This is a genomic window from Homoserinimonas sp. OAct 916 (genome assembly GCF_003260275.1).
Taxonomy (GTDB): Bacteria; Actinomycetota; Actinomycetes; order Actinomycetales; family Microbacteriaceae; genus OACT-916.
In genome coordinates this window covers 182,274-203,513 of record NZ_QJHB01000006.1, presented here as the reverse complement: position 1 = coordinate 203,513, position 21,240 = coordinate 182,274, and the positions used below count along the sequence as shown (strand labels likewise).

The window sequence follows — 21,240 nt, the reverse complement described above, 5'->3', positions numbered from 1 at the left end:
GTCGTCTACCTCTTGCCCTTCCAGTTCGGGTTCTCCCAGATCACGGTGCCGCCCTGTCCGAGGCCCACGCACATGGCGGTGATGCCGTATCGAACGTCGGGGCGCTGTTCGAACTGCCGGGCCAGTTGGATCATCAGCCGCACGCCTGTGGAGGCGAGCGGGTGCCCGACTGCGATGGCGCCTCCGTAGAGGTTCACCCGTGGGTCGTCATCAGCAATTCCGAAGTGGTCGAGCAACGAGAGCACCTGCACGGCGAACGCCTCATTCAGGTCGAAGAGGCCGATGTCGTCGATTGTCAGCCCCGCCTTGCGCAATGCCTTCTCGGTGGACGGGACCGGGCCGAGACCCATGATCTCGGGCTCGACTCCGGCGAAGGCGAAGGTGACCATACGCATGCGCGGCGTCAGACCGAGCTTCTTGACCATCGCGCCGCTGGCGAGAATGGCCGCGGTTGCGCCGTCGTTCAGACCGGACGAATTACCGGCCGTGACCCGGCCGTGGGGACGGAATGGGGTCTTGAGCCCTGCGAGTCCCTCCATCGTCGTGTCAGGGCGTGGTGCTTCATCCCTGGTGGCCAGACCCCAGCCTGCCTCAGTTTTGATCGCGACGGGAACCAGGTCGGGCTGAATGTTGCCGGCCTCGTAGGCTGCCGCGAGTTTCTGCTGGCTGCCAAGCGCGAATCGGTCGGCGCGTTCCTTGGTCAGGTGGGGGAAGCGATCATGGATGCGCTCGGCGGTGTTGCCCATGTTCAGGGCGTCCATGCTGACAAGTTTCTCGGCGAGGAAGCGTGGGTTCGGGTCGACACCCTGCCCCATCGGATGGTGCCCCATGTGCTCAACTCCACCGGCGATCACCAGATCGTAGGCACCCATCGCGATTCCACCAGCAGTGGTGGTGACCGCGGTCATCGCCCCGGCACACATCCGGTCGATCGCAAAACCTGGCACGCTGCGGGGGAGGCCAGCGAGCAACGCAGCGGTGCGACCCAGGGTGAGCCCCTGGTCACCGGTCTGCGTGGTCGCCGCAATCGCCACATCGTCAATCTGGTCTTTCGGAACCTGCGGGTTGCGTTCCAGCACCCCCATCATCGCTTTGACCACCAGGTCGTCGGCGCGGGTGTTCCAATACATACCCTTCTCGCCGGCCCGACCGAATGGCGTGCGCATCCCGTCTACAAAGAATATTTCGGATTGTTCAGCCACAGTGTCCTGCCTTCATTTTTCAGCCTGATTCGATCCTACGGTTGCACCGTTGGCCGGCGGAATCCTTTGATCGTTTCTACGATGCGCTTTCATCTGGTGACGGCTCGGCTTGGAGGGCTTCCACAAAGCCTGCGGCAATCAATTGGGCTGTTTCCACAATCTGCCAGGGTCTGGCCCCGTGCTGCTCCAGGGCGACGGCAATCTGCTCAGCGGTCGGATCCGCTGGCGGTTCCCAGGCCAGATCCCGCACGATACTCGGCTTGAGCAGGTTCTCCACCGGTATCTCCAACTCGTCAGCGCGCTCGGCAAGGAGCGCACGCATCGTCTTCAGCCGCTGGTGGGCCTCCGGATTGCGATCGGGCCAGTTACGGGCCGACGGCAGTTCGGTGCGCTCCGGACGAAGATCGGGTAGCTCGGTGCTGGCCCGTCCGGATTCGATGGCGTGCCACCAGCGGGCAAGCTCGGTGCGGCTCGCCCGGCCCCGAAAATCCTTCATCGCTGCCAACGCCTGGCGGGATTGCGGCTGCGCGCGTACGGCAGCCATCAGTGACGCATCCGGGACCAGCCGACCGGGCGCGATATCGAGGTTCCGCGCCAGGGCATCCCGGGAGAGCCAGAGTTCGCGGGCGACCGCCATCTGTTGGGCATCACGCAGCGAGCTCACCCCGGACAGTCTTCGCCACGGTTCGGCCAGTGCCGGTTTGGCCGGTGCCTGCAGCACCGCTTCGAACTCCTGTGCCGCCATCACCATCTTGCCGGCGTCGGCGAGCATGTCCTCCATGACGTCGCGAAGGTCGACAAGCAACTCCACGTCGAGGGCAGCGTAAACCAGCCACGGCTCCGGCAACGGCCGGATCGACCAGTCCGCGGCCGAATGCTCCTTCTTCAGGTGAATCCCCAACAGCTCCTCAACCACGGTGCCCAGTGCCACTCGGGGCAGCCCGAGCAATCGGCCGGCGAGTTCCGTGTCAAACAGGTGCACGGGGTCAAGGCCCACTTCTCTGAGTGCGTCAAGATCCTGGCTGGCGGCGTGAAGTACCCACTCATCATTGATGATCTCTTCGGCCAATTCGTCGAAACGGCCAACGGCGGGTGGGTCGAACAAGAAGGTGCCGGCACCGCGGCGAAAGACCTGGATCAGGTAGGCCCGTTGGGAATATTTGTATCCGGATGCCCGCTCGGTGTCGATCGCGACCGGTCCGTCACCGTCGCGGATGGCGGCCACGGCGGAGCGATAGCCGGACCGGGAATCGATCACCGGGGGCGTATGCACCGGTTCAGTCATTGGGCGCTTTCGGCGTTCTCGTTTCGGGGATGCGCCACACGTCGCGCGTTCAACAAGCTTACGCCGTCATTCTCAGGAGGCAGGCCTGCAAGCATGCACAGCAGTTCGCCCCAGCCCTGCACGTGGGGGCCGATGTCGTGCTCCAACGGGGTCCAGGATGCCCGGAGTTCCATCTGTGCGCCGTCTCCCTGGGCGGCCAGTTCACCGAACCCTGTAGAGACGATGCTGGTGGCGGTGCCCGATGCCTGGGTATAGCTCGCGTTGCGTGTATCGAGGGCATCGACCAGCCAGCTCCAGGCCACCCGGGCCAGGAACGGATCAATGCCGATCTCGACCTCCAGGGGCGCCTGGGCGAAACACACCACTCGGAACCTGCCTCCCCAGGCCTCGGGCTCATCAGGGTCGTACAGCAGGATGAAGCGGCCCGTGCCGAGATCAGAATCCTGACTGTGTGTCTGCGGCGTGATGTCGGCGGCCAGTGCGATGGAGTGAGGCGCAAGTTTCGCCGGCGCCGGTATCGTCGTGACCGTCAGTTCTGCCCGGTGGGTGGCACGTTCGATCGAGGCCACAGCCGCCGCGAACTCGGGGGGCAGCTGCGCTTGCGCAGAAGATTCGGACACCTAAGCAGACTAGAGTTCTGACGTGACCGTTTCTCGGAGACTCGCCGTGCGACCCCGGCGATCTCTTACGCCTGCAGGACGCTCCAGGGGACGCTTTGAGCCACTCTCACCTGCCCGCGTTGTCGGTGCGGTTGTGGGAGCCGTCGCTGGAGCCGCAGCAACAGCATTCGCAGGCGTGGCGATCGTGATGGCCAGGCGAGTGGTGATCCCGCCGAACCGCCTCTTCTCCGACGTGCGTGTTCTCGCCGTGGACGAAGCCGCCGGCTGGATCGATCTGACCGTGAACGATGAGAGCCGGGTCGACGGCGAATACAGTTTCTGGTTCGATGCCGAGACCGGGCACGCCACAGTGGGGGAGATCCTGCACCTCGGTTCCCACCGGGTGCGTCGCCGTCTCCTGGAGGTCATCGACGGACACCTCGGTGCAGGAACGAAGGGGCGTCTGGCCGGATGGGTCTACATGGACCCCGCGCATCTCGGGTTCGACTGGCACGATGTCACTGTCTCGTCTGATGTGGGCGACTGCCCGGCCTGGTTGATTCCGGCGCCGACGGCCGGGGACCGATGGGTCATCCAGGTGCACGGCCGGGCCACCCGGCGGTCCGAGGGTCTGAGGGCGGTTCCCGTCTTTCGTGAGGCGGGCTTCAACAGCCTGCTCATTTCCTACCGGAACGACCGCGATGCGCCCCGATCCGCTGACCATCGCTACGGGATGGGCGCTACCGAATGGCTGGATGTGGACGCCGCGATCCGGTTCGCGGTTGCCAGAGGAGCCCGCGAGATCGTGTTGATGGGCTGGTCGATGGGCGGCGGAATCGTCCTGCAGACGGCGGTTGCTTCCGAGTTCCGGAATCTGATTGTCGGCATCGTTCTTGACTCGCCGGCGATCGACTGGGTCAACATCCTGCAGTTCCAGGCCCACCTGATGCGGCTCCCACGCCTGGTCGGGTCAGCGGCGCTCGGTATCGTCGGATCGCATTGGGGCCGCTGGCTGACAGGAATGGACACCATGGTCGACTTCGACCGCATCGACTTCGTGAAGCGCGCGGGGGAGCTCGACGTTCCCATCCTGCTGCTGCACAGCAAAGACGACGGTTTCGTTCCGATCGAACCTTCGCGCGCTTTCGCCGCGGCCCGCCCCGACATCGTGCGTTTCGTTGAGTTCACGGAGGCGCTGCACACCAAGATCTGGAATCACGACCGTGAGGCGTGGACCGCCGCTGTTTCGGGGTGGCTCAGGGACCGGGGGTGACCGGTTGATCCAGCCTCGCCCGAACCTGATACTTGATTCGCGCGAGCATCGCCGTCATGCCTCGAATACGCAGCATCGACACGGCCTGGGTGAGCCCGATCTCCTGGGGGAAGTCCCCGGGCACCGCCAAAACGTCGTCGACCGTGTGGCCGCTCAGTCCCTGCACGAGAATTGACGCGAACCCGCGGGTGGTCGGAGCCTCTCGGGGCGCCGTCGCGAACACGTGAACGATGTCATCGGTCACCTCGACGAAGATGAACACCGGTGACTGGCACTCGACGACCCGCTCAAAAAGCTCCGGGTGGTCTTGATAACGCTCGGGCAGTTCAGGCAGTTCGTTCGCCAACTCCAGTAGGAACTGCAACCGATCGTTGGTTGATTCCAGGGCGAGGAAGTCTTCCTGGATCGCGGCAAGTTCTGGGGGGATGCGTGATGCGGTCATATCCCTCAATTCTCTCACGGCGCCACGAATACCGGGCCGCTCAGCGTGGAGCGGGAGTTTCGCCGCGCTCGGCGCCCGTGACGATCGGCACCCTGACGGCGCTGCCCCATTCGGTCCAGGAACCGTCATAGTTGCGCACTCGGGGGAGTCCGACCAGATGCGACAGCACGAACCAGGTGTGGCTGGAGCGCTCTCCGATGCGGCAGTAGGCGACAACGTCGTCTGAGTCGCTGAGTCCGAGCTGTTCGCGGTAGATCTCGTCCAATTCGCTGCGCGACTTGAACGTGCCGTCTTCGTTTGCAGCTGTGCCCCAGGGCACGCTGTGCGCCGAGGGAATGTGGCCGGCCCGCAGGGAACCCTCCTCCGGGTGCGACGGCAGCGTGGTGCGCTCACCGCGGTACTCCTCCGGTGATCGCACGTCGATCAGCGGATTTCCGAAATGGGCGAGGACATCCAGAAGGTAGGCACGAATATCGTCATCCTGTCGCTCGACCACCGGGTAGTCGGTCTCTTTTATCGGCCGGATCTCGGTTGTGACCAGTCGACCGTCTGCTATCCACTTGTCTCGCCCGCCGTCGAGCAGGCGCACATCTTCATGCCCGAACAGGGTGAACACCCAGAGCGCATACGCTGCCCACCAGTTCGACTTGTCGCCATAGATCACGACCGTGTCATCCCTGTTGATGCCTTTCGCCTTCATCAGGGCCGCGAAGCCCTCGCCGTCAACATAGTCACGCACCACGGAATCGTTGAGGTCGGTGTGCCAGTCGATCTTGACGGCTCCCGGGATGTGCCCGGTCTCGTAGAGCAGCACGTCCTCATTCGACTCAACGATGACCATGCCGGGGGTGTCGAGGCGCTCTTCCAGCCAATCGGCTGAGACCAGACGTTCGGGGTGGGCGTAGTCGTGGAACTTCGGTGAATTGTCATATGGGACGGTCATTGCTGCCTTTCATGCGTAGCGGGTGGAAACACGCAACGCGGCCCAGAGCCGATTAAGCTTGTTGCGTTCCCCCTTGCGACTGTACGCACTGTGGGTGCCTGTCTGCACCTTTGCCTGCAACAGTTGGTCGTTCGCCGAAACAAAGAGGGCTATACACAATGATTCCAGAGCAGACGCGCTCTGTCAGCAGCCTGGTCACCCGCATCCCGGACATCACGGGGCAGGAGATCGCTGACGATCTGACACCGCCGCGCCAATTCCGGGCTGCCACTTTCGATTCCTATCGGCCCAACGATGAGTTCCCGTCTCAGGCGGGCGCCGTCGAAACACTTCGGGCATTCTCAGCACCTGGTTCGACGGCGAAGTCTGGCGGACTGTTCAAACGAGCGAAGAAGAAGGAGCAGGTGCTGCCGGGTGTCTACCTGGACGGCGGGTTCGGCGTGGGCAAGACCCACCTGTTGGCTGCACTCTGGCATGCGGCGAAGGGACGCAAGTACTTCGGCACTTTCATGGAGTACACGGCTCTGGTCGGCGCCCTCGGCTATGCGCGGGCGGTTGAGCTCTTAAAGGGTGCCAGCCTGTTGTGCATTGACGAATTCGAGTTGGATGACCCGGGCGACACGATGGTGATGACTCGGCTCCTCGCCGAGCTGGTTGCGAGCGGCACGCGCGTCGCCGCGACGTCGAACACTCCACCGAACTCTTTGGGCGAGGGACGGTTTGCCGCGGCCGACTTTCTCAGGGAGATCCAGGCCATGTCGAGCAATTTCCAGACGTTGCGAATCGACGGGGTCGACTACCGGCGTCGTGACGTCGAAGGGCACGCAGAGACCGTCGCACCTGCCGAGTACGAGCAAGCCATCACCCGTGCCGTCGAGCAGGGTCTGACGGTGACCGATGACTCGTTCCTTGCTGTGATCAAGCATCTGGGCACGGTTCATCCGTCGAAGTACATCAAGCTTCTCAACGGGGTCGACATGATCGGGTTGACCGATGCTGTGGAGCTGACCGACCAATCTGATGCGCTGCGCTTCGTGGCCTTCGTAGACCGCGTCTACGACGCCCAGATCCCCGTGGTGTCCACCGGGATCCCGTTGGACACCGTCTTCGGCCCGGACATGCTGGCCGGCGGCTATCGCAAGAAATACCAGCGGGCGAGCTCTCGCCTGATCGCCCTCACAGCCACCGACGCCTGAGGACGAATCGGGACGATGGCGTCGCCGTTGGCAATCCGGGGGGTGGGGAGATGCTGCGGCTGAGTCCGGCCCAAACCTACGGTGAGGACACCTGATTGCCGTAGCGAGACTCAACCTTTGCGATCTTCCAATAGCCCCAGGCGATGGCCCAGGTAAGCACGAGGATAATCACGATGAAGTAGCCCAGATCCTCGAGGTTGAGGTTCGCGATCCACCCGAGCGGACCGTGCTCGGCGTGCAGGGCATTGGCCACGAGCGTCGTCAGCCCGACCCCTCCGACGAGAAAAGCGACTGCGACCGACAGCACGGTGATCGTCAAGTTGTAGTAGACCTTGCGCACAGGTGCGTGGAAGGCCCACGCGTAGGCGCGGTGCATGATGATGCCATCAAAAGTGTCCACGAGGATCATCCCCGACGCGAAGAGCACCGGGAGCACCAGCACCACGTACCAGGGAGCGGCCAAAGCGGCCGTTCCGCCCACGACGAAGAGCGCGATGGTCGTCGCGGTGTCGAAGCCGAGACCGAACAGGATTCCGATCGGATACATCTTCCACGGTTTGTCGACCCGGCGCGCGATCGGCCCGAACACCCGGTAGAGCGCGCCCCGGCCCCTCAGCACGCGTTCAAGTTCCTCCTCATCGAGTTGGCCGCTTCGCATGCCCCGAAAGACGCCCCAGATGCCCTGCACCGAGACGAGATTGGTGATGCCGATGAACAGGAGGAACAGCCCAGAGATCAGCACTCCCCACACTCCGGCGAACGTCGTCAAGACCGACCGTTCCGTTGTGAGTTGCTCCGCGAGGGCGTTGAAACCCGCGGCGAGCAGCGCAACCGTGACGATCACGACCGTTGAGTGCCCCAGGGCAAACCAGTGGCCCACCGTGATGGGGCGTTCGCCGTCAGCGAGGAGCTTGCGCGTCGTGTTGTCGATGGCCGCAATGTGGTCGGCGTCGAATCCGTGGCGCGCGCCCAGCGTGAAAGCGGTCAACGCAAGCCCGGTTCCGAATACTGCCTTTCCCATCAGGTACTCACCGGGCAGGATCACGATGAAGAAGGTTCCCCAGCCCAGCACCAGCATGGTCACCGTCACCAGTCCCATTGCGAGCAGGGGCCTGAAACTACTCCGAGAAGTATGCTCTGCGCTCGTCATCGACCGTTCCTGTCCCGTCACGCGGGGTCCGCGCCTAGTGGTGCGCGTGCTCTCCGCTTGAGTCACCCGACTCATGGCTGTGCTCGTAACCGCCCTCGTCGGTCGCGTGAAAGTGCGGCGCCATCGGTCCGGGATCGGTGGGGGTGTGGACGCCCCTGGAATGAGCAGCATGCAATTGCCGAACCCACTCACACAGCGCTTCGACGGTATCCGGCATTTTCTTTGACAGGGCGAGGACGGGCCTGCCGTCTCTGGCCGACTGGGCGTCCTTCACCATCTGCTCCACATCCACCTCGACGTACTCTGCGAGGTCGATCTTGTTCACAAGCAACAGATCGGCTCGAGCAATACCCGGCCCACCCTTGCGGGCGACATCGCCACCACCGGCAACGTCGAGCACGAAGATCTGAGCGTCGACCAGAGCGGGGGAGAAGGTGGCGGTGAGATTGTCGCCACCGCTCTCAACGAGAACGATGTCGAGCGGCGCGAAGTCCTTCTCGAGATCTTCGACGGCCAGCAGATTCATGGTGACATCGTCACGGATGGCGGTGTGCGGGCAGGCGCCGGTCTCGACGGCGCGAATGCGCTCGGACGGCAGCACACCGGCAGAGCGGAGAAAACGTGCATCCTCGTCGGTGTAGATGTCGTTGGTGATCACCCCCATGGTGAACTCCTCGTTCAACTTCCGGCAGAGCATCGCAATCACAGAGCTCTTACCGGTTCCTACGGGCCCCGCAACGCCGAGGCGGAGTGAACGGGTGCGGGGGGTGTCGTGCGTGTCGGTCACGGTGTGCTCCTTCTTTCGATGATTCAGGCAGATGGTGCGGCAGCTGCTTCGCTCGCCCAGGGGTCTCCGAGATGGGCCACCCCTCGATCGAGGAGCCGCCGAGTCGTCAGAGTGTCGTCGGCGAGCGCGCTGATCAGCACCGCCGGTCCGGCTAGCGGAAACATGGCTGCGCCGTGTGCGAGTATGCGAGCCGACGGCGGGTCACCGCCCCAGTCGGGATCCACGACCAGCACCGTTCCGAGGGACTTGTGACCACCGCCGACCGCGGAACTCCGCCACTTCGGCGTCGCGGGGCCGACGGTGAGCTGCTGCTGAAAGAGAGGGCGTCCGACTCGCCTGACCCGGATGCGCTGGGTGAGGTTGCCGGGCGGCTCCCGGTGGCGCCCGAGCTGCAGTTCATCACGCATCAGCAGGCGCGAACTCGTACCGAGCGCCACATCGATGTCCTGCACGTGATTGCAGTGTTCGGCCGCTATCACCGGCTCGGGAAGCCACACGAGAGTCGCGTCGTCCTCCACCGTGATCGTGATCCGCATCTGGGAGAGCCCGCCGCGGGCTCCGGGCAGCAGCAGGGTGGCGGACACCTCATTGAGCACCAGTGTGCTTCCGCGCCCCACGCGAACCTCAAGCTCGAAGTGATCGCCGCCGAGCGGACCTGCGGCACCAGACGTCAACGAGACGCGTGCGACGTTCGTGGCGTGCCGCGTGAACGGTTCGGCGCTCTTGGGATGGGTGGGTCGAAGCACGAGTGGTGCCTGGGAGCGGAGCCCGTACACCCGGCTCACGCCCCGGCCGGCGCGATCGATGGTGTGCTCGGTCGTCAGCGATGCCCGAGCGGACATCGCACCCGGGTGCGTGACCGCAGATTCAGGAGGCAAAGAGACGCACGTCCCAACTACGATGATGTTCGGCGGCGATGTCGAGCAGCGGAGATGCGTCTGCGGGCAGCTGGTCCGGGTCGTCCAGGGCGTGTGCCGCGGCACGCACAGCGAGCTCATCGAGCAGCCCGGTCAGGCGCGCCAACGCAGAGTGCACCTCGTATGGGTCGAGGCTGAGCACTTTCACAGCAGCTGAGGCCGGGCCGGTGATCGTCTCGTGCAGCACCGCGAGTGCCGCGTCCTGCGGGCTCAGATCGAAGCTCGCAGCGGCGGCCCCGAAGACGGTTGGCTGATGAGCGTGAGGGTCGAGCGTCGCGAGGACGGGATGCGGGTGGATGCGGGTGATCACCCGTAGGAGCTGGCGCCCGAGTGCGCGCGAGACGGCACGCACGGCGGGGGAGGGCATGCGGGCGTCGAGTTCGGGGTCGAGCTGGCCCAGTCGCCCGATGTTGCCTGCGTGCGCTGCCGCGCAGGCGGCCGCCGCGAATGCGGCGGCGACGAAACCGGACGTGGTGACCCTGCCCTCCAGAAAGTCCTCAAGGGCGGCCGCATCATTGAGCCCCTGGAGGCGCGCCGTCGGTTCGAAGCCGCCCGAATGGGCGTATCCGCCAGCGGGCAGGCGCCCATCCGCGAGAAGGAGAAGGGCCGCGTTGGGGGTCATCGGAATACCGCGTTGCCTAGAAGAGGAAGTAGCGTTGCGCCATCGGCAGCTCTTCGGCTGGCTCGTGATCGATGAGTTCACCGTCGACGGTCACCGCGTAGCTGTTCGGGTCGACCTCGATGTGGGGGAGGGCGGAGTTCTCCGGCAGGTCCGCTTTCGTGCGGCCGCGGCAATTCTCGATCGCGACCAGAGGGCGTGCGATGTTCAGCCGGTCGGCCAGGTGATCGTCGATCGCCGCCTGCGAGACGAATGCGACGCTGGTGGCGGCCGCGGCCGGGGTGTTGACGCTGAAACCGGTGCGTTCCAGCACCGGTTGCGGAGTGGGAATGGATGCGTTGGGGTCGCCCAACGCGGCTGTGGCCGCGACTCCGCCTTTGAACACCACAGTGGGGCGAACCCCGAAGAGTGCGGGTTGCCATAGCACGAGGTCTGCCATTTTGCCGACCTCGACCGAGCCGATGTGCTTCTCCAGCCCGTGGGCGATGGCCGGGCAGATCGTGTACTTGGCCACGTAGCGACGTGCACGGTTGTTGTCGGCATGGCCGTCACCAGGGGCGGACCCGCGGATCTTCTTCATCTGGTGCGCGGTCTGCCAGGTGCGCAGGATCACCTCCCCGATGCGACCCATTGCCTGGGCGTCGGAGGACATGATCGAGATCGCCCCGAGGTCCTGCAAGACATCTTCGGCCGCGATGGTGCCGGCGCGCACCCGGCTTTCCGCGAATGCCAGGTCGTTGGGCACTCGCGGGTTGAGGTGGTGGGCCACCATCACCATGTCGAGGTGCTCGTCGATTGTGTTCTTCGTGAATGGCCGCGTTGGGTTTGTGGACGCGGGAAGTACGTTGGGTTCGCCGGCGATCCGAATGATGTCCGGGGCGTGGCCCCCACCGGCCCCCTCCGTGTGGAAGGAGTGAAAGGTGCGCCCATTCACTGCGCGCAGCATGTCCTCGACAAAGCCGGCCTCGTTGAGCGTGTCAGAGTGGATGGCAACCTGAACGCCTGAGTCATCGGCCACCTGGAGGGCGGCGTCGATCACGGCCGGGGTCGCGCCCCAGTCCTCGTGCACCTTGAACCCGCCGACACCCCCACGCAGTTGTTCCCACAGGGCTTCGTGTGAAACCGTGTTGCCCCGGCCCAGGAACAGCACGTTGACGGGCCAGGGCTCGAAGCCCTCCAGCATCCGAGCCATCCACCAGGAACCCGGTGTGGTGAGCGTCGCCTTCGACCCCTCCGTCGGGCCGGTGCCGCCGCCGACAACGGTGGTGGTTCCCGAGGCGAGCGCGAGTTGCAGCATCTGGGGTCCCACAAAATGCACGTGGGTGTCGACCGCGCCTGCGGTGAGGATGAGCCCGTTGCCGGACATGATCTCTGTCGACGGGCCGATCCTGAGGTCGGGATGCACGCCGTTCATGGTGTCCGGGTTGCCGGACTTGCCGAGGGCGGTGATGCGGCCGTCCCGAATGCCGATGTCCGCCTTGATGATCCCCCAGTGGTCCAGCACGACCGCGCCGGTGATGACGAGATCGGGGGTGCCTTCGGCGCGGGTCGCGCGGGATTGCCCCATCGACTCGCGGATCGACTTGCCGCCGCCGAAGACGGACTCGTCCCCGCCGACGCACCGATCCTCCTCCACTTCGATGACCAGGTTGGTGTCGGCGAGACGGATGCGGTCACCGGTCGTCGGCCCGTAGGAGGCGACGTACTCGGAGCGCGAGATCTTAGCCATCGAGGTTTCCTCCACATAGTCCGCGCAGGCCGGGGACGATTCGCTTGCCTTGAATGGGCACGAGCTCGACCTCTTCGACGGCACCCGGTTCAAAACGCAGTGAACCGCCGGAAAGCACGTTGAGGCGCTGGCCCCACGCACCTGCCCGGTCGAACTCCAACGCGGCATTCACCTCGGCGAAATGGAAGTGCGAACCGACCTGTATCGGCCGATCCGCACCATTGACGACACGCAGCGTCGTGACCTCGAGGCCGGCGTTGATTTCGATGTCGTCCTGGCCATACAGCACTTCGCCCGGGATGATCGGGTCTGAATCGCCGAGCCGGTTCGCCGATTCGCGGCGCGGCGCCTGACGTTCTCCGGTGCCGGCTCGTCGTGGCTCGCTCGGGCCGCTGACGCCCGACGACTGCAGGGTGCCGTGGCGGGTGGGCGTGGCATCTGGATAGTCACGACCGGGATCATCCGAAGCGTGGAGCGGGGCCGACGGATCAGCCGGAATCGGCTCCGAATTCTCGAATGGATTCGGAGTCTTGGTCATTGCAGGGGCTCCGTCACCGTGACGAGCTTTGTTCCGTCGGGGAAAGTCGCCTCGATCTGCACCTGGGCGAGCATCTCAGGCACCCCCTCCATCACATCGTGGCGGCCGAGCACGTGTCTGCCAGCCTCCATGAGGTCTGCGACCGACTTGCCGTCGCGGGCTCCCTCAAGGAGATAGGCGGCGATGAAGGCCGTGGCTTCCGGGAGGTTCAGCTTGAGGCCGCGTTCCTTGCGTTCAAGCGCGAGCTTTCCAGCCGCGTAGACCATGAGACGTTCTTGTTCGTGCATGCTCAAAAACATGGAAGTTCTCCCAAGCGAATGCTGCAAACGAGCGGGGCGTGATGCCTCGGGAAAGCGTTATTGATCAGGTGATTCGTATCTTTCCATCATCGGAAATGCTGGTGCTGACGCTACCACCGGCGGTTGGGGGAGTCAACGCTTTGTGCGACATCGGTGGGGAGTGGTCACGGGTGGACCCGCAGTATCCACACGTCACGAGATCGGGCGCCAATGTAGATCGAAGCGTGACAAGAACTCCTGAGTGGTGGGCGATACCGGACTCGAACCGATGACCTCTTCCGTGTGAAGGAAGCGCGCTACCAACTGCGCCAATCGCCCTGTGCGGCCCGCCCGGATGCCCTCATAGAGCGCGCGCGAGCCACGGTTTACGATCTTAGTCGAATCTTGCGGCCCTGTTGGCCACCCCCGAAAACCGGGGCGACACACCGTCTGGAATCGTGCGTTTGAAAATATGGTCCCGCATCGACTAGAGTCACTAAGCACGCAAAAACGCGAGCAATGCGGATGTGGCGCAGTGGTAGCGCATCACCTTGCCAAGGTGAGGGTCGCGAGTTCGAATCTCGTCATCCGCTCGAGTATGTTCTGGTTTCGCCACCAGAACACAAACGCTCAAAAGTAATACGAGTATGAGACACGGTGGAGTGGCCGAGAGGCGAGGCAGCGGCCTGCAAAGCCGTATACGCGGGTTCAAATCCCGTCTCCACCTCCACCTGGCCGGGGAAACTCGGACGAGGTATGGGCGATTGGCGCAGCGGTAGCGCGCTTCCCTGACACGGAAGAGGTCACTGGTTCGATCCCAGTATCGCCCACTCAAGCACCGCGGACTCTCAAGTCTGGCGGTGCTTTTGTTTTATAGAGGGCCACAGCAATGACCTTCGAAATGGCCTTTTGATGATCCCGGCTGCTGCTCAACGCACGCAGCGCCTGTTGGAACACATCGCCCCTGTTCAGACCGGGGCAAAGCGTTCCGAGTGGCGCGCCAGACTCCAATGACGTGGGCCCGGGGAACTCATTCCTCCGTGACTGGACAATCGCTCGAAAGTAGCTCGCGTATTGCATGAACGCCATCGCCGCGACCGGGATCGTGTCCTCTTTCGTTACAGCACCGGCCGAAGCAGTGGCTCAAACAAAAATGGCTCAGGCCAGCCACCCGAAGGTGGCCGGCCCGAGCCAGTATCGTTGATTCAGTCGACCACGCGGAAGTCGCCAGCCGAAGCCAACGCCGCATTGATCGCGGCGACGTCCACCGTGACCGTGTCCATGTGCTTGATGAACAGTTCGGCCGGCCCGGCGTGCGTGACCTCAAAGGTCGCCTGTCCGAGCCCCAGTTCGGCAAACACGTTGTACAGGGCCTGGAGCGCGCGGATGACTTCATGATCGGTTCGCACCCCTGCGACACGAAGCGTCGTTGAGGTGATGTGGCTGTCTGTCATGGCTCAGATCCTACCGTTGAAGGCCTGCAGGGCAGAGTCTTCGCGCGTGCCACCACGACCGTCACCGTGGTCGGCGTAGTCGGCCACGTACCTGATCGAGCGCACCCACTTGACCATCTTGTAGCCGTGATTCGACTCGACCCTGACACGTGCCGGAGCCCCCAGGTACAGTTCCAGCGGCTTCCCGTTGCGCTCATACGCGAGAATCGAGTCGTCCTCAGCCGCAGTCTCGATATCGAACGCAGCATAGAACGGTTCACGTGGTCGGTTGTCGATCATCTTCTGCGCGAGTCCATACGAATCGACGAGTACATAGTTGGCGCCCTCAGGCCTGGGGCCGAGCTCGGCGAGCAGATCCGACAGGCGAACACCGGTCCACCTCGACGTCGCCGACCAACCCTGCATGCAGGTGTGGGTGGCGATGTACGAGGTCTGTGGCAACTTCCGGATGTCGTCCATCGTGAGTACCTTGGTCGTTCCGTTGATGTCGTCCGCAAGCGTGATGGTGTAGCCATCCCAGCCGTTCTCGCGAGCGGCAATCCACTCGGGGGACTCCTCCTCGGTCGGAGGCAGGCCATTGGTCCAGTGGAACTCGGAGATGTCCTTGTCCGTGTAGGTGGACTGCTCGGCGTTGCGCGGACGCATCCAGTTGAGGAAGATCTTGCGGCCGATCTCGGTGGCGGGCACCAGCAGACGGTGCGCGCGCGGCCGGTCGGCGAGAGTCCAGTAGCTCAGCCCGATCCAGAACACGAGCACGGCAACGATGGTCGCCAGCATGATGACGAGTGCCTGGGCGTAACGCGCAGTGTCCACGTCGCCGAAGACCATGTGCACGACGTTGTACTCCCGGTGCACCAGGAAGACCAGGCTGACGTGCATGACAATGAACCCGCTCATCAGCACCATCGCGATGAAGTGCAACGAACGTGCGCCCTGGTGGCCGCCGAAGAGCTTCACGTACCACGGGTAACGGCTTCGAATGGCCGGCGCCATGGCAATGCCGCTGGCGATCATGAATGGCGCGAGGATGAAGATGACGAAGGTGTACCCGATCATCTGGAGCGCGTCATACGGCTGAAAGTGTTCGATCGACGGAACACCGAACCCGGCATAGATGACGAATGAGTCCCAGGCCTTGGGGATCACATCCCACGAGGTCGGGATGATGCGTTGCCACAACCCGGTGGCGAAGAGCAGGATCACATAAACAAAACCATTGAGCACCCACAACATGACGGACAGGCCGTGCCAGTGGCGCCCGAGCCCGATGTTCTCGCGACCGGGCAACCCGATGAGCGGCGAAAGTGATCGCTCGTCCATGAGCGAGGTATAGACACCCTCCTCCTTGGGCAGCTTGCGCCTGGTGAAGCGCAACCATTCTGTGCCGGGAGCGCAGTCGTTCCGCCACCAGAGGCGCGGCAGCGACGAGAGCATCTCCCAGCCTGAGCGCAGAAGCATGCCGATGAGCACGAAGTTGATGAGGTGCGTCGCCCGCAACCATAACGGGAAATCGAGGTTTTCCATGTTCGCCTGTATCTGTAGAGGGGTGACCGGATGAAGATGGTGCGCTCCCATTCAAGCAGATCGGGAGAGATCTTTTCTACACAATGTAGTAGTCACGCCTCGGTCACCTGATCAGAGCCACGAATCCGGGACCGAATGAGTTTTCTGCGGCGGCGCGCCGCACGAATATCTGTGGCGACGTGAACATCCGCCACCGGCCGGTGGCAGCGAACCTGAACTGCGGATGCCGCGCCGCTATTGTTGATTGAATGAGCAGCAATAGGACCGGATTCGATATCTTCGCCGACCGCAACATCGTCGCCATGCGCGTCAACGGCCAGCTTGCGGATCTGGCGGCCACTGTGACCGACACCGATCAGGTCGAACCGGTGACGATTGACTCGCCGGATGGGTTGGACATCCTCAGGCACTCCGCGGCCCACGTCGCGGCCCAGGCGGTGCAATCGATCAACCCTGAGGCCAAGCTCGGGATCGGCCCGCCGATCACCGATGGCTTCTACTACGACTTCGACGTGGCCGAGCCGTTCACCCCCGAGGACATGAAGGCCTTCGACAAGGCGATGGCGCGCATCATCCGCCAGGGCCAACGCTTCGTGCGCCGTGTGGTCAGCGAGGACGAGGCTCGCGCCGAACTGGCGGGGGAGCCCTACAAGCTCGAACTGATCGGGCTCAAGGGTGGTCACACCGGCGACGACAACGAGTCTGTGGAGGTCGGCGGCGCCGAGCTGACCATCTATGACAACGTCGACCCCAAGTCGGGGGAGACCGTCTGGAAAGATCTCTGCCGGGGGCCGCACCTGCCCAATACGCGAATGATCGGCAACGGTTTCGCGCTCACTCGCATCGCCGCGGCATACTGGCGTGGCTCGGAGAAGAATCCACAGTTGCAGCGCCTGTACGGCACGGCCTGGCCGACCAAGGACGAGCTTCGCGCCCACCAGACCCGGCTCGAGGAGGCTGCCAAGCGCGACCATCGCAGACTCGGCGCTGAACTCGACCTATTCTCTTTTCCCGACGAGATCGGTTCGGGACTCGCCGTCTTCCACCCAAAGGGCGGCATCATCCGCCGCGAGATGGAGGACTACTCGCGCCGGCGACATGAGGAGGAGGGGTACGACTTCGTCTACACGCCTCACATCACCAAGGCGAACCTGTTCGAGGAGTCCGGTCACCTCGGTTGGTACTCCGACGCGATGTTCCCGCCGATGCACCTCGATGAGGCACGCAATGAGGAGGGTGAGATCACACGGCAGGGTGCTGACTACTACCTGAAGCCGATGAACTGCCCGTTCCACATTCTGATCTATCGCTCCAGCGGACGCTCCTACCGTGACTTGCCGCTCCGCATGTTCGAATTCGGCACGGTCTACCGCAACGAGAAGTCGGGGGTGGTGCACGGACTCACGCGCGTGCGCGGACTGACCATGGATGATGCGCACATCTTCACCACCACCGACCAGATGAAATCGGAGCTGACCAAGACGCTCAACTTCGTGCTCAACCTGTTGCGTGACTACGGGCTGACCGATTTCTACCTGGAGCTGTCGACCAAAGACCCAGAGAAGTTCGTCGGCGACGACGACGTCTGGGAGGAGGCCACCGCGACGCTGGCCGAAGTGGCCGAGGCGTCCGGTCTGGAACTTGTTCCCGACCCGGGGGGCGCCGCCTTCTACGGCCCCAAGATCTCGGTGCAGGCGCGCGACGCCATCGGTCGTACCTGGCAGATGTCAACCGTGCAACTCGACTTCAACCTGCCGGAGCGGTTCGGGTTGGAATACACCGCAGCAGATGGCTCACGCCAGCGACCGGTGATGATCCACCGGGCCCTGTTCGGTTCGATCGAGCGGTTCTTCGGAGTGCTCACCGAGCACTACGCCGGCGCCTTCCCCGTCTGGCTCGCACCAGTGCAGGTGGTCGGAATCCCGATCGCGGATGACTACAACGAATACCTTGGTGCGATCATCGACCAGCTGAGTGCCTCAGGCGTACGGGCAGAGCTCGACGTCTCGTCCGAGCGCATGCAGAAGAAGATTCGCACCCACACCAAGCAGAGGGTGCCCTTCCTGCTGATCGCCGGGGAGGAAGACCGTTCGGCCGGCACCGTCAGCTTCCGTTACCGAGACGGCAGCCAGCAGAACGGGGTGCCGATCGATCAGGCCATCAGCCAGATCACCTCGGCAATCGAATCTCGGGCGCAGGTGCTCACCGCACCCGGCCAGGCGGCCGGGGCCTGATCGATGGGCAATTACGACCCGGATGAGTTCGAGCACGTCGACACCGAGGACGCCGCCCATCTGGTCGGCGTGCCCGACGCCTTCCAGAGGCTGTGGACTCCGCACCGGCTGGTGTACGTGCAAGACAGCCACCAGCCCGAGGAACACGAATGCCCGTTCTGTCACGCGCCCGGAATGGACGACGAGCGCGCGCTGATCGTGGCCCGCGGAACACTCGCCTACGTTGTGCTGAACCTGTTTCCTTATAACAGCGGCCACCTGCTGGTCTGCCCGTACCGCCATGTGGCCGGATACGACGAGGCGACCATCGAGGAGATCGCTGAAATCGGCAGTCTGACCCAGACGGGGATGCGGGTTCTGCGGGACGTGTCGAAGTGTCACGGCTTCAACATCGGATTGAACCAGGGACAGGTGGCCGGGGCGGGTATCGCAGGCCACCTCCACCAGCACATCGTTCCGCGCTGGGGGCAGGACTCCAACTTCTTCCCGATCATCGCGCAGACGAAAGCCCTGCCACAACTGCTGGGCGACGTGCGAGTGGCTTTATCTGAAGCGTGGCCGAATTAGACTAGTAGGCGGTGCCCCGTGGAATCTGCCACGGCGCCTCAGACCTCCAGCACGCGGCTGCCACTCCGGCCCGATCGTGCTGCCGAATCAATACCCGTTAGGAAAAGGAAAGTACATGACTGAGAACACTGCCGCCGCTCAGGTCGGATCGACGCGTGTGAAGCGCGGTTTCGCTGAGATGCTCAAGGGCGGCGTGATCATGGACGTCGTGAACGCCGAGCAGGCGAAGATCGCCGAAGATGCCGGCGCCGTGGCCGTGATGGCGCTTGAACGAGTGCCCGCGGACATCCGCGCACAGGGGGGCGTCGCACGAATGAGCGACCCCGACCTGATCGATGGCATTCGCGAGACCGTGTCGATCCCGGTGATGGCGAAGGCCCGCATCGGGCACTTCGTCGAAGCGCAGGTGCTGGAAGCGCTCGACGTCGACTACATCGACGAGTCCGAGGTGCTCAGCCCCGCCGACTACGTGAACCACATCGACAAGTGGGCGTTCACCATCCCGTTCGTCTGCGGTGCCACCAACCTGGGCGAAGCCCTGCGCCGCATCAACGAGGGTGCGGCCATGATCCGGTCCAAGGGTGAGGCCGGCACCGGTGACGTCTCCGAGGCGACCAAGCACATCCGCCAGATCAAGGGCGAAATCAACGCCCTCGCGGCGATGAGCCGCGATGAGCTGTATGTTGCCGCGAAGGAACTGCAGGCCCCGTACGAGCTGGTGCTCGAAGTGGCCACCACCGGCAAGCTGCCGGTGGTGCTCTTCACCGCGGGTGGCGTGGCCACCCCTGCCGACGCTGCCATGATGATGCAACTGGGTGCTGACGGCGTCTTCGTCGGTTCGGGCATCTTCAAGTCGGGCAACCCCGCCCAGCGCGCCGCCGCGATCGTCAAGGCTGTCACATTCTACGAAGACGCCAAAGTGATCGCGGATGCCTCACGCGGCCTCGGCGAGGCCATGGTCGGCATCAACGTCAGTGATCTGGCCGCGCCACACCGCCTCTCCGAGCGTGGCTGGTAACCAGACTCCCAAGGCCCGTGTCGGCGTGCTCGCCCTGCAGGGCGACTTTCGCGAACACGCTGCTTTGTTGCGCTCCATCGGCGCAGACGTGGTGTTGGTGCGCCGCCCGGAAGAACTGGATTCGGTTTCAGGACTCGTGATTCCGGGCGGGGAGTCCACGGTGATGGACAAGCTCGGACACATCTTCGGATTGGCCGAACCGATCCGGGCGCGGATCCGTGCCGGCATGCCGGTCTTCGGCACCTGCGCCGGACTCATCATGCTCGCCGACGAGATTCTGGATGCCGCCGCCGGCCAGCAGACACTGGGCGCGCTCGACATCACGGTTCGCCGAAACGCGTTCGGCTCGCAACAGGCATCGTTCGAAGTCGCCCTGGAGGTTCCTTCGTTCGACGGGGCGCCGGTCGTCGCAGTGTTCATCAGGGCGCCGATCGTCGAACGGGTCGGGCCCGACGTCGAGGTGCTGGCTGCCCTGGCAGACGGACGCATTGTTGCGGTGGCCCAGGGGCCGATCATGGGCACGTCCTTTCACCCCGAGATGAACGGTGAACCCCGGTTCCACCGGCGGTTTCTCGACACCGTCGCCGCCGCGCATGCCAGTGAGTGACCGGGGCTCGGCTTAGAATGTAGCAGGTGGCCCGAGCGATTTCGGGCTGCGACGAACGAGGCGGCAGACAGTTGAAGAGGCCGCCATGGGCACCGAAGCAGGAGCGTAATGGCCGGGCATTCCAAATGGGCGACGACCAAGCACAAGAAGGCGATCACCGACAGCCGCCGTGCAAAGGCGTTCGCGAAGCTGATCAAGAACATCGAGGTGGCGGCCAAGATGGGAGGCGCCGACCTTTCAGGCAACCCGACGCTGGTCGACGCCATCCAGAAGGCAAAGAAGACCTCAGTCCCCAACGACAACATCGACCGTGCGGTCAAACGCGGCTCGGGGCAACTCGGCGACAGCGTCGAATACCTGTCGATCATGTATGAGGGTTATGGCCCGAACGGCGTGGCGCTGATGATCGAGTGCCTCACGGACAACCGCAACAGAGCCGCCGCCGAAGTGCGCACGCTGATGACCCGCAACGGGGGCACTATGGCCGACCCGGGCTCTGTGGCTTACAATTTCCACCGCAAGGGCGTGATCAGCGTCGCCCACGCCGACTCTCTCACCGAGGACGACGTGCTGATGGCGGTGTTGGATGCCGGTGCCGAAGAAGTCGAGAATGGGCCGACGGCGTTCGAGATCATCTGCGAGCCGACCGACCTGGTCGCCACGCGAACCGCGTTGACCGACGCGGGCATCGACTACGACTCTGCTGATCTGGAATTCGTTCCCACGGTGAAGGTGGAAGCCGACGCCGACACGGCCCGCAAGGTCCTTCGTCTGATCGATGCACTCGAGGAATCCGATGATGTGCAGAACATCTACAGCAATATGGACATTTCCGAAGACGTGATGGCCGAACTGGAAGACGACTGACACGTGGCGAC

The 21,240-nt window shown here is 63.8% G+C and carries 21 protein-coding genes and 4 tRNA genes; 10 read left to right on the top strand and 15 right to left on the bottom strand.

All coding sequences use genetic code 11. The features are described from left to right. Positions 1-5: 5 nt before the first annotated feature. The 3 genes from DL891_RS08960 to DL891_RS08950 all read right to left on the bottom strand — a co-directional run bounded on the left by DL891_RS08960 (position 6) and on the right by DL891_RS08950 (position 3,107). Entirely contained in the window at positions 6-1,202 is a 1,197-nt protein-coding gene (locus DL891_RS08960; protein ID WP_111720078.1) for a thiolase family protein, read from the bottom strand. 76 nt (positions 1,203-1,278) lie between these two features. Next, positions 1,279-2,487: an HRDC domain-containing protein gene (locus tag DL891_RS08955; protein ID WP_111720077.1), complete on the bottom strand. Its 1,209-nt coding sequence runs from the start codon at positions 2,485-2,487 to the stop codon at positions 1,279-1,281. Then, entirely contained in the window at positions 2,484-3,107 is a 624-nt protein-coding gene (locus tag DL891_RS08950; protein WP_111720076.1) for a DUF3000 domain-containing protein, read from the bottom strand. Before DL891_RS08950 ends, DL891_RS08955 begins: the two co-directional genes overlap by 4 nt. A 175-nt stretch (positions 3,108-3,282) precedes the next feature. On the opposite strand from DL891_RS08950, the gene DL891_RS08945 reads away from it, so the two are divergent. Beyond that, positions 3,283-4,359, top strand: coding sequence for a S9 family peptidase (locus DL891_RS08945; protein WP_232819082.1), 1,077 nt, complete (start codon positions 3,283-3,285; stop codon positions 4,357-4,359). On the opposite strand, the gene DL891_RS08940 is transcribed toward DL891_RS08945, so the two are convergent. Together DL891_RS08940 and DL891_RS08935 are read right to left on the bottom strand one after the other, a co-directional pair. Then, positions 4,343-4,801 (bottom strand): SufE family protein, encoded by a 459-nt coding sequence (locus DL891_RS08940; RefSeq protein ID WP_111720074.1) that lies wholly within the window; start codon positions 4,799-4,801, stop codon positions 4,343-4,345. The genes DL891_RS08945 and DL891_RS08940 overlap by 17 nt on opposite strands. 40 nt (positions 4,802-4,841) lie before the next feature. Beyond that, complete coding sequence (locus tag DL891_RS08935; RefSeq protein WP_111720073.1) at positions 4,842-5,744, bottom strand: sulfurtransferase; 903 nt, start codon at positions 5,742-5,744, stop codon at positions 4,842-4,844. A gap of 158 nt (positions 5,745-5,902) precedes the next feature. On the opposite strand from DL891_RS08935, the gene zapE reads away from it, so the two are divergent. After that, entirely contained in the window at positions 5,903-6,940 is a 1,038-nt protein-coding gene (gene zapE / locus DL891_RS08930; RefSeq protein ID WP_111720072.1) for a cell division protein ZapE, read from the top strand. 76 nt (positions 6,941-7,016) lie between these two features. Here the strand turns inward: zapE and DL891_RS08925 are convergent, their stop codons facing one another. The 8 genes from DL891_RS08925 to DL891_RS08890 all read right to left on the bottom strand — a co-directional run bounded on the left by DL891_RS08925 (position 7,017) and on the right by DL891_RS08890 (position 13,297). Next, the gene (locus tag DL891_RS08925) at positions 7,017-8,090 is read right to left on the bottom strand and encodes a HoxN/HupN/NixA family nickel/cobalt transporter (RefSeq protein WP_198668830.1); all 1,074 of its coding nucleotides are present in this window, start codon (positions 8,088-8,090) and stop codon (positions 7,017-7,019) included. A 34-nt stretch (positions 8,091-8,124) separates the two neighbouring features. Then, positions 8,125-8,877 carry an urease accessory protein UreG gene (gene ureG / locus DL891_RS08920; RefSeq protein ID WP_111720070.1) on the bottom strand — a complete coding sequence of 251 codons (753 nt, stop codon included), beginning with the start codon at positions 8,875-8,877 and terminating at the stop codon, positions 8,125-8,127. A 23-nt stretch (positions 8,878-8,900) separates the two neighbouring features. Further along, positions 8,901-9,719 carry an urease accessory protein UreD gene (locus DL891_RS08915; protein ID WP_111720069.1) on the bottom strand — a complete coding sequence of 273 codons (819 nt, stop codon included), beginning with the start codon at positions 9,717-9,719 and terminating at the stop codon, positions 8,901-8,903. 25 nt (positions 9,720-9,744) lie between these two features. Then, positions 9,745-10,416: an urease accessory protein UreF gene (locus DL891_RS08910; RefSeq protein ID WP_111720068.1), complete on the bottom strand. Its 672-nt coding sequence runs from the start codon at positions 10,414-10,416 to the stop codon at positions 9,745-9,747. 16 nt (positions 10,417-10,432) lie between these two features. Then, entirely contained in the window at positions 10,433-12,142 is a 1,710-nt protein-coding gene (locus tag DL891_RS08905; protein ID WP_111720067.1) for an urease subunit alpha, read from the bottom strand. Continuing rightward, entirely contained in the window at positions 12,135-12,446 is a 312-nt protein-coding gene (locus tag DL891_RS17790) for an urease subunit beta (RefSeq protein WP_111720135.1), read from the bottom strand. The genes DL891_RS08905 and DL891_RS17790 overlap by 8 nt, the downstream gene beginning before the upstream one ends. A gap of 230 nt (positions 12,447-12,676) precedes the next feature. Next, entirely contained in the window at positions 12,677-12,979 is a 303-nt protein-coding gene (gene ureA, locus DL891_RS08895; RefSeq protein WP_111720066.1) for an urease subunit gamma, read from the bottom strand. Positions 12,980-13,221: 242 nt separating this feature from the next. Next, positions 13,222-13,297, bottom strand: a tRNA-Val gene (locus DL891_RS08890). A gap of 182 nt (positions 13,298-13,479) precedes the next feature. Here DL891_RS08890 and DL891_RS08885 point away from each other — a divergent pair. The 3 genes from DL891_RS08885 to DL891_RS08875 all read left to right on the top strand — a co-directional run bounded on the left by DL891_RS08885 (position 13,480) and on the right by DL891_RS08875 (position 13,788). Then, positions 13,480-13,551 (top strand) — tRNA-Gly (locus tag DL891_RS08885). A gap of 63 nt (positions 13,552-13,614) precedes the next feature. Beyond that, a tRNA-Cys gene (locus tag DL891_RS08880) sits at positions 13,615-13,688 on the top strand. Positions 13,689-13,716: 28 nt separating this feature from the next. Then, positions 13,717-13,788: transfer RNA gene (locus DL891_RS08875), tRNA-Val, on the top strand. Between the two features lie 375 nt (positions 13,789-14,163). On the opposite strand, the gene DL891_RS08865 is transcribed toward DL891_RS08875, so the two are convergent. Both DL891_RS08865 and DL891_RS08860 read right to left on the bottom strand, forming a co-directional pair. Then, positions 14,164-14,412 (bottom strand): hypothetical protein, encoded by a 249-nt coding sequence (locus tag DL891_RS08865; protein WP_111720064.1) that lies wholly within the window; start codon positions 14,410-14,412, stop codon positions 14,164-14,166. Positions 14,413-14,415: 3 nt separating this feature from the next. Next, positions 14,416-15,936: a molybdopterin-dependent oxidoreductase gene (locus DL891_RS08860; protein ID WP_111720063.1), complete on the bottom strand. Its 1,521-nt coding sequence runs from the start codon at positions 15,934-15,936 to the stop codon at positions 14,416-14,418. 248 nt (positions 15,937-16,184) lie between these two features. On the opposite strand from DL891_RS08860, the gene thrS reads away from it, so the two are divergent. From thrS to DL891_RS08835, 5 genes are all read left to right on the top strand, one after another. Then, positions 16,185-18,170 carry a threonine--tRNA ligase gene (gene thrS / locus DL891_RS08855; RefSeq protein WP_111720062.1) on the top strand — a complete coding sequence of 662 codons (1,986 nt, stop codon included), beginning with the start codon at positions 16,185-16,187 and terminating at the stop codon, positions 18,168-18,170. A gap of 3 nt (positions 18,171-18,173) precedes the next feature. Beyond that, entirely contained in the window at positions 18,174-18,737 is a 564-nt protein-coding gene (locus DL891_RS08850; RefSeq protein ID WP_111720061.1) for an HIT domain-containing protein, read from the top strand. Between the two features lie 115 nt (positions 18,738-18,852). Next, positions 18,853-19,755, top strand: a complete 903-nt coding sequence (gene pdxS / locus DL891_RS08845; protein ID WP_111720060.1) for a pyridoxal 5'-phosphate synthase lyase subunit PdxS — start codon at positions 18,853-18,855, stop codon at positions 19,753-19,755. Then, a complete protein-coding gene (pdxT, locus tag DL891_RS08840) occupies positions 19,745-20,362 on the top strand; it encodes a pyridoxal 5'-phosphate synthase glutaminase subunit PdxT (RefSeq protein WP_232819080.1) in 618 nt (205 codons plus the stop codon). Before pdxS ends, pdxT begins: the two co-directional genes overlap by 11 nt. Before the next feature lie 108 nt (positions 20,363-20,470). Further along, positions 20,471-21,229 carry a YebC/PmpR family DNA-binding transcriptional regulator gene (locus tag DL891_RS08835; RefSeq protein WP_111720058.1) on the top strand — a complete coding sequence of 253 codons (759 nt, stop codon included), beginning with the start codon at positions 20,471-20,473 and terminating at the stop codon, positions 21,227-21,229. Positions 21,230-21,240 lie beyond the last annotated feature (11 nt).

Coding starts and splice junctions, on each gene's coding strand:
- DL891_RS08955 (WP_111720077.1), bottom strand. CDS start 2,487: ATGACTGAACCGGTGCATACGCCCCCGGTGATCGATTCCCGGTCCGGC.
- DL891_RS08940 (WP_111720074.1), bottom strand. CDS start 4,801: ATGACCGCATCACGCATCCCCCCAGAACTTGCCGCGATCCAGGAAGAC.
- DL891_RS08865 (WP_111720064.1), bottom strand. CDS start 14,412: ATGACAGACAGCCACATCACCTCAACGACGCTTCGTGTCGCAGGGGTG.
- DL891_RS08915 (WP_111720069.1), bottom strand. CDS start 9,719: ATGTCCGCTCGGGCATCGCTGACGACCGAGCACACCATCGATCGCGCC.
- pdxS (WP_111720060.1), top strand. CDS start 18,853: ATGACTGAGAACACTGCCGCCGCTCAGGTCGGATCGACGCGTGTGAAG.
- zapE (WP_111720072.1), top strand. CDS start 5,903: ATGATTCCAGAGCAGACGCGCTCTGTCAGCAGCCTGGTCACCCGCATC.
- DL891_RS08925 (WP_198668830.1), bottom strand. CDS start 8,090: ATGACGAGCGCAGAGCATACTTCTCGGAGTAGTTTCAGGCCCCTGCTC.
- ureA (WP_111720066.1), bottom strand. CDS start 12,979: ATGTTTTTGAGCATGCACGAACAAGAACGTCTCATGGTCTACGCGGCT.
- DL891_RS08935 (WP_111720073.1), bottom strand. CDS start 5,744: ATGACCGTCCCATATGACAATTCACCGAAGTTCCACGACTACGCCCAC.
- thrS (WP_111720062.1), top strand. CDS start 16,185: ATGAGCAGCAATAGGACCGGATTCGATATCTTCGCCGACCGCAACATC.
- DL891_RS08905 (WP_111720067.1), bottom strand. CDS start 12,142: ATGGCTAAGATCTCGCGCTCCGAGTACGTCGCCTCCTACGGGCCGACG.
- DL891_RS08850 (WP_111720061.1), top strand. CDS start 18,174: ATGGGCAATTACGACCCGGATGAGTTCGAGCACGTCGACACCGAGGAC.
- DL891_RS08910 (WP_111720068.1), bottom strand. CDS start 10,416: ATGACCCCCAACGCGGCCCTTCTCCTTCTCGCGGATGGGCGCCTGCCC.
- DL891_RS08860 (WP_111720063.1), bottom strand. CDS start 15,936: ATGGAAAACCTCGATTTCCCGTTATGGTTGCGGGCGACGCACCTCATC.
- DL891_RS08835 (WP_111720058.1), top strand. CDS start 20,471: ATGGCCGGGCATTCCAAATGGGCGACGACCAAGCACAAGAAGGCGATC.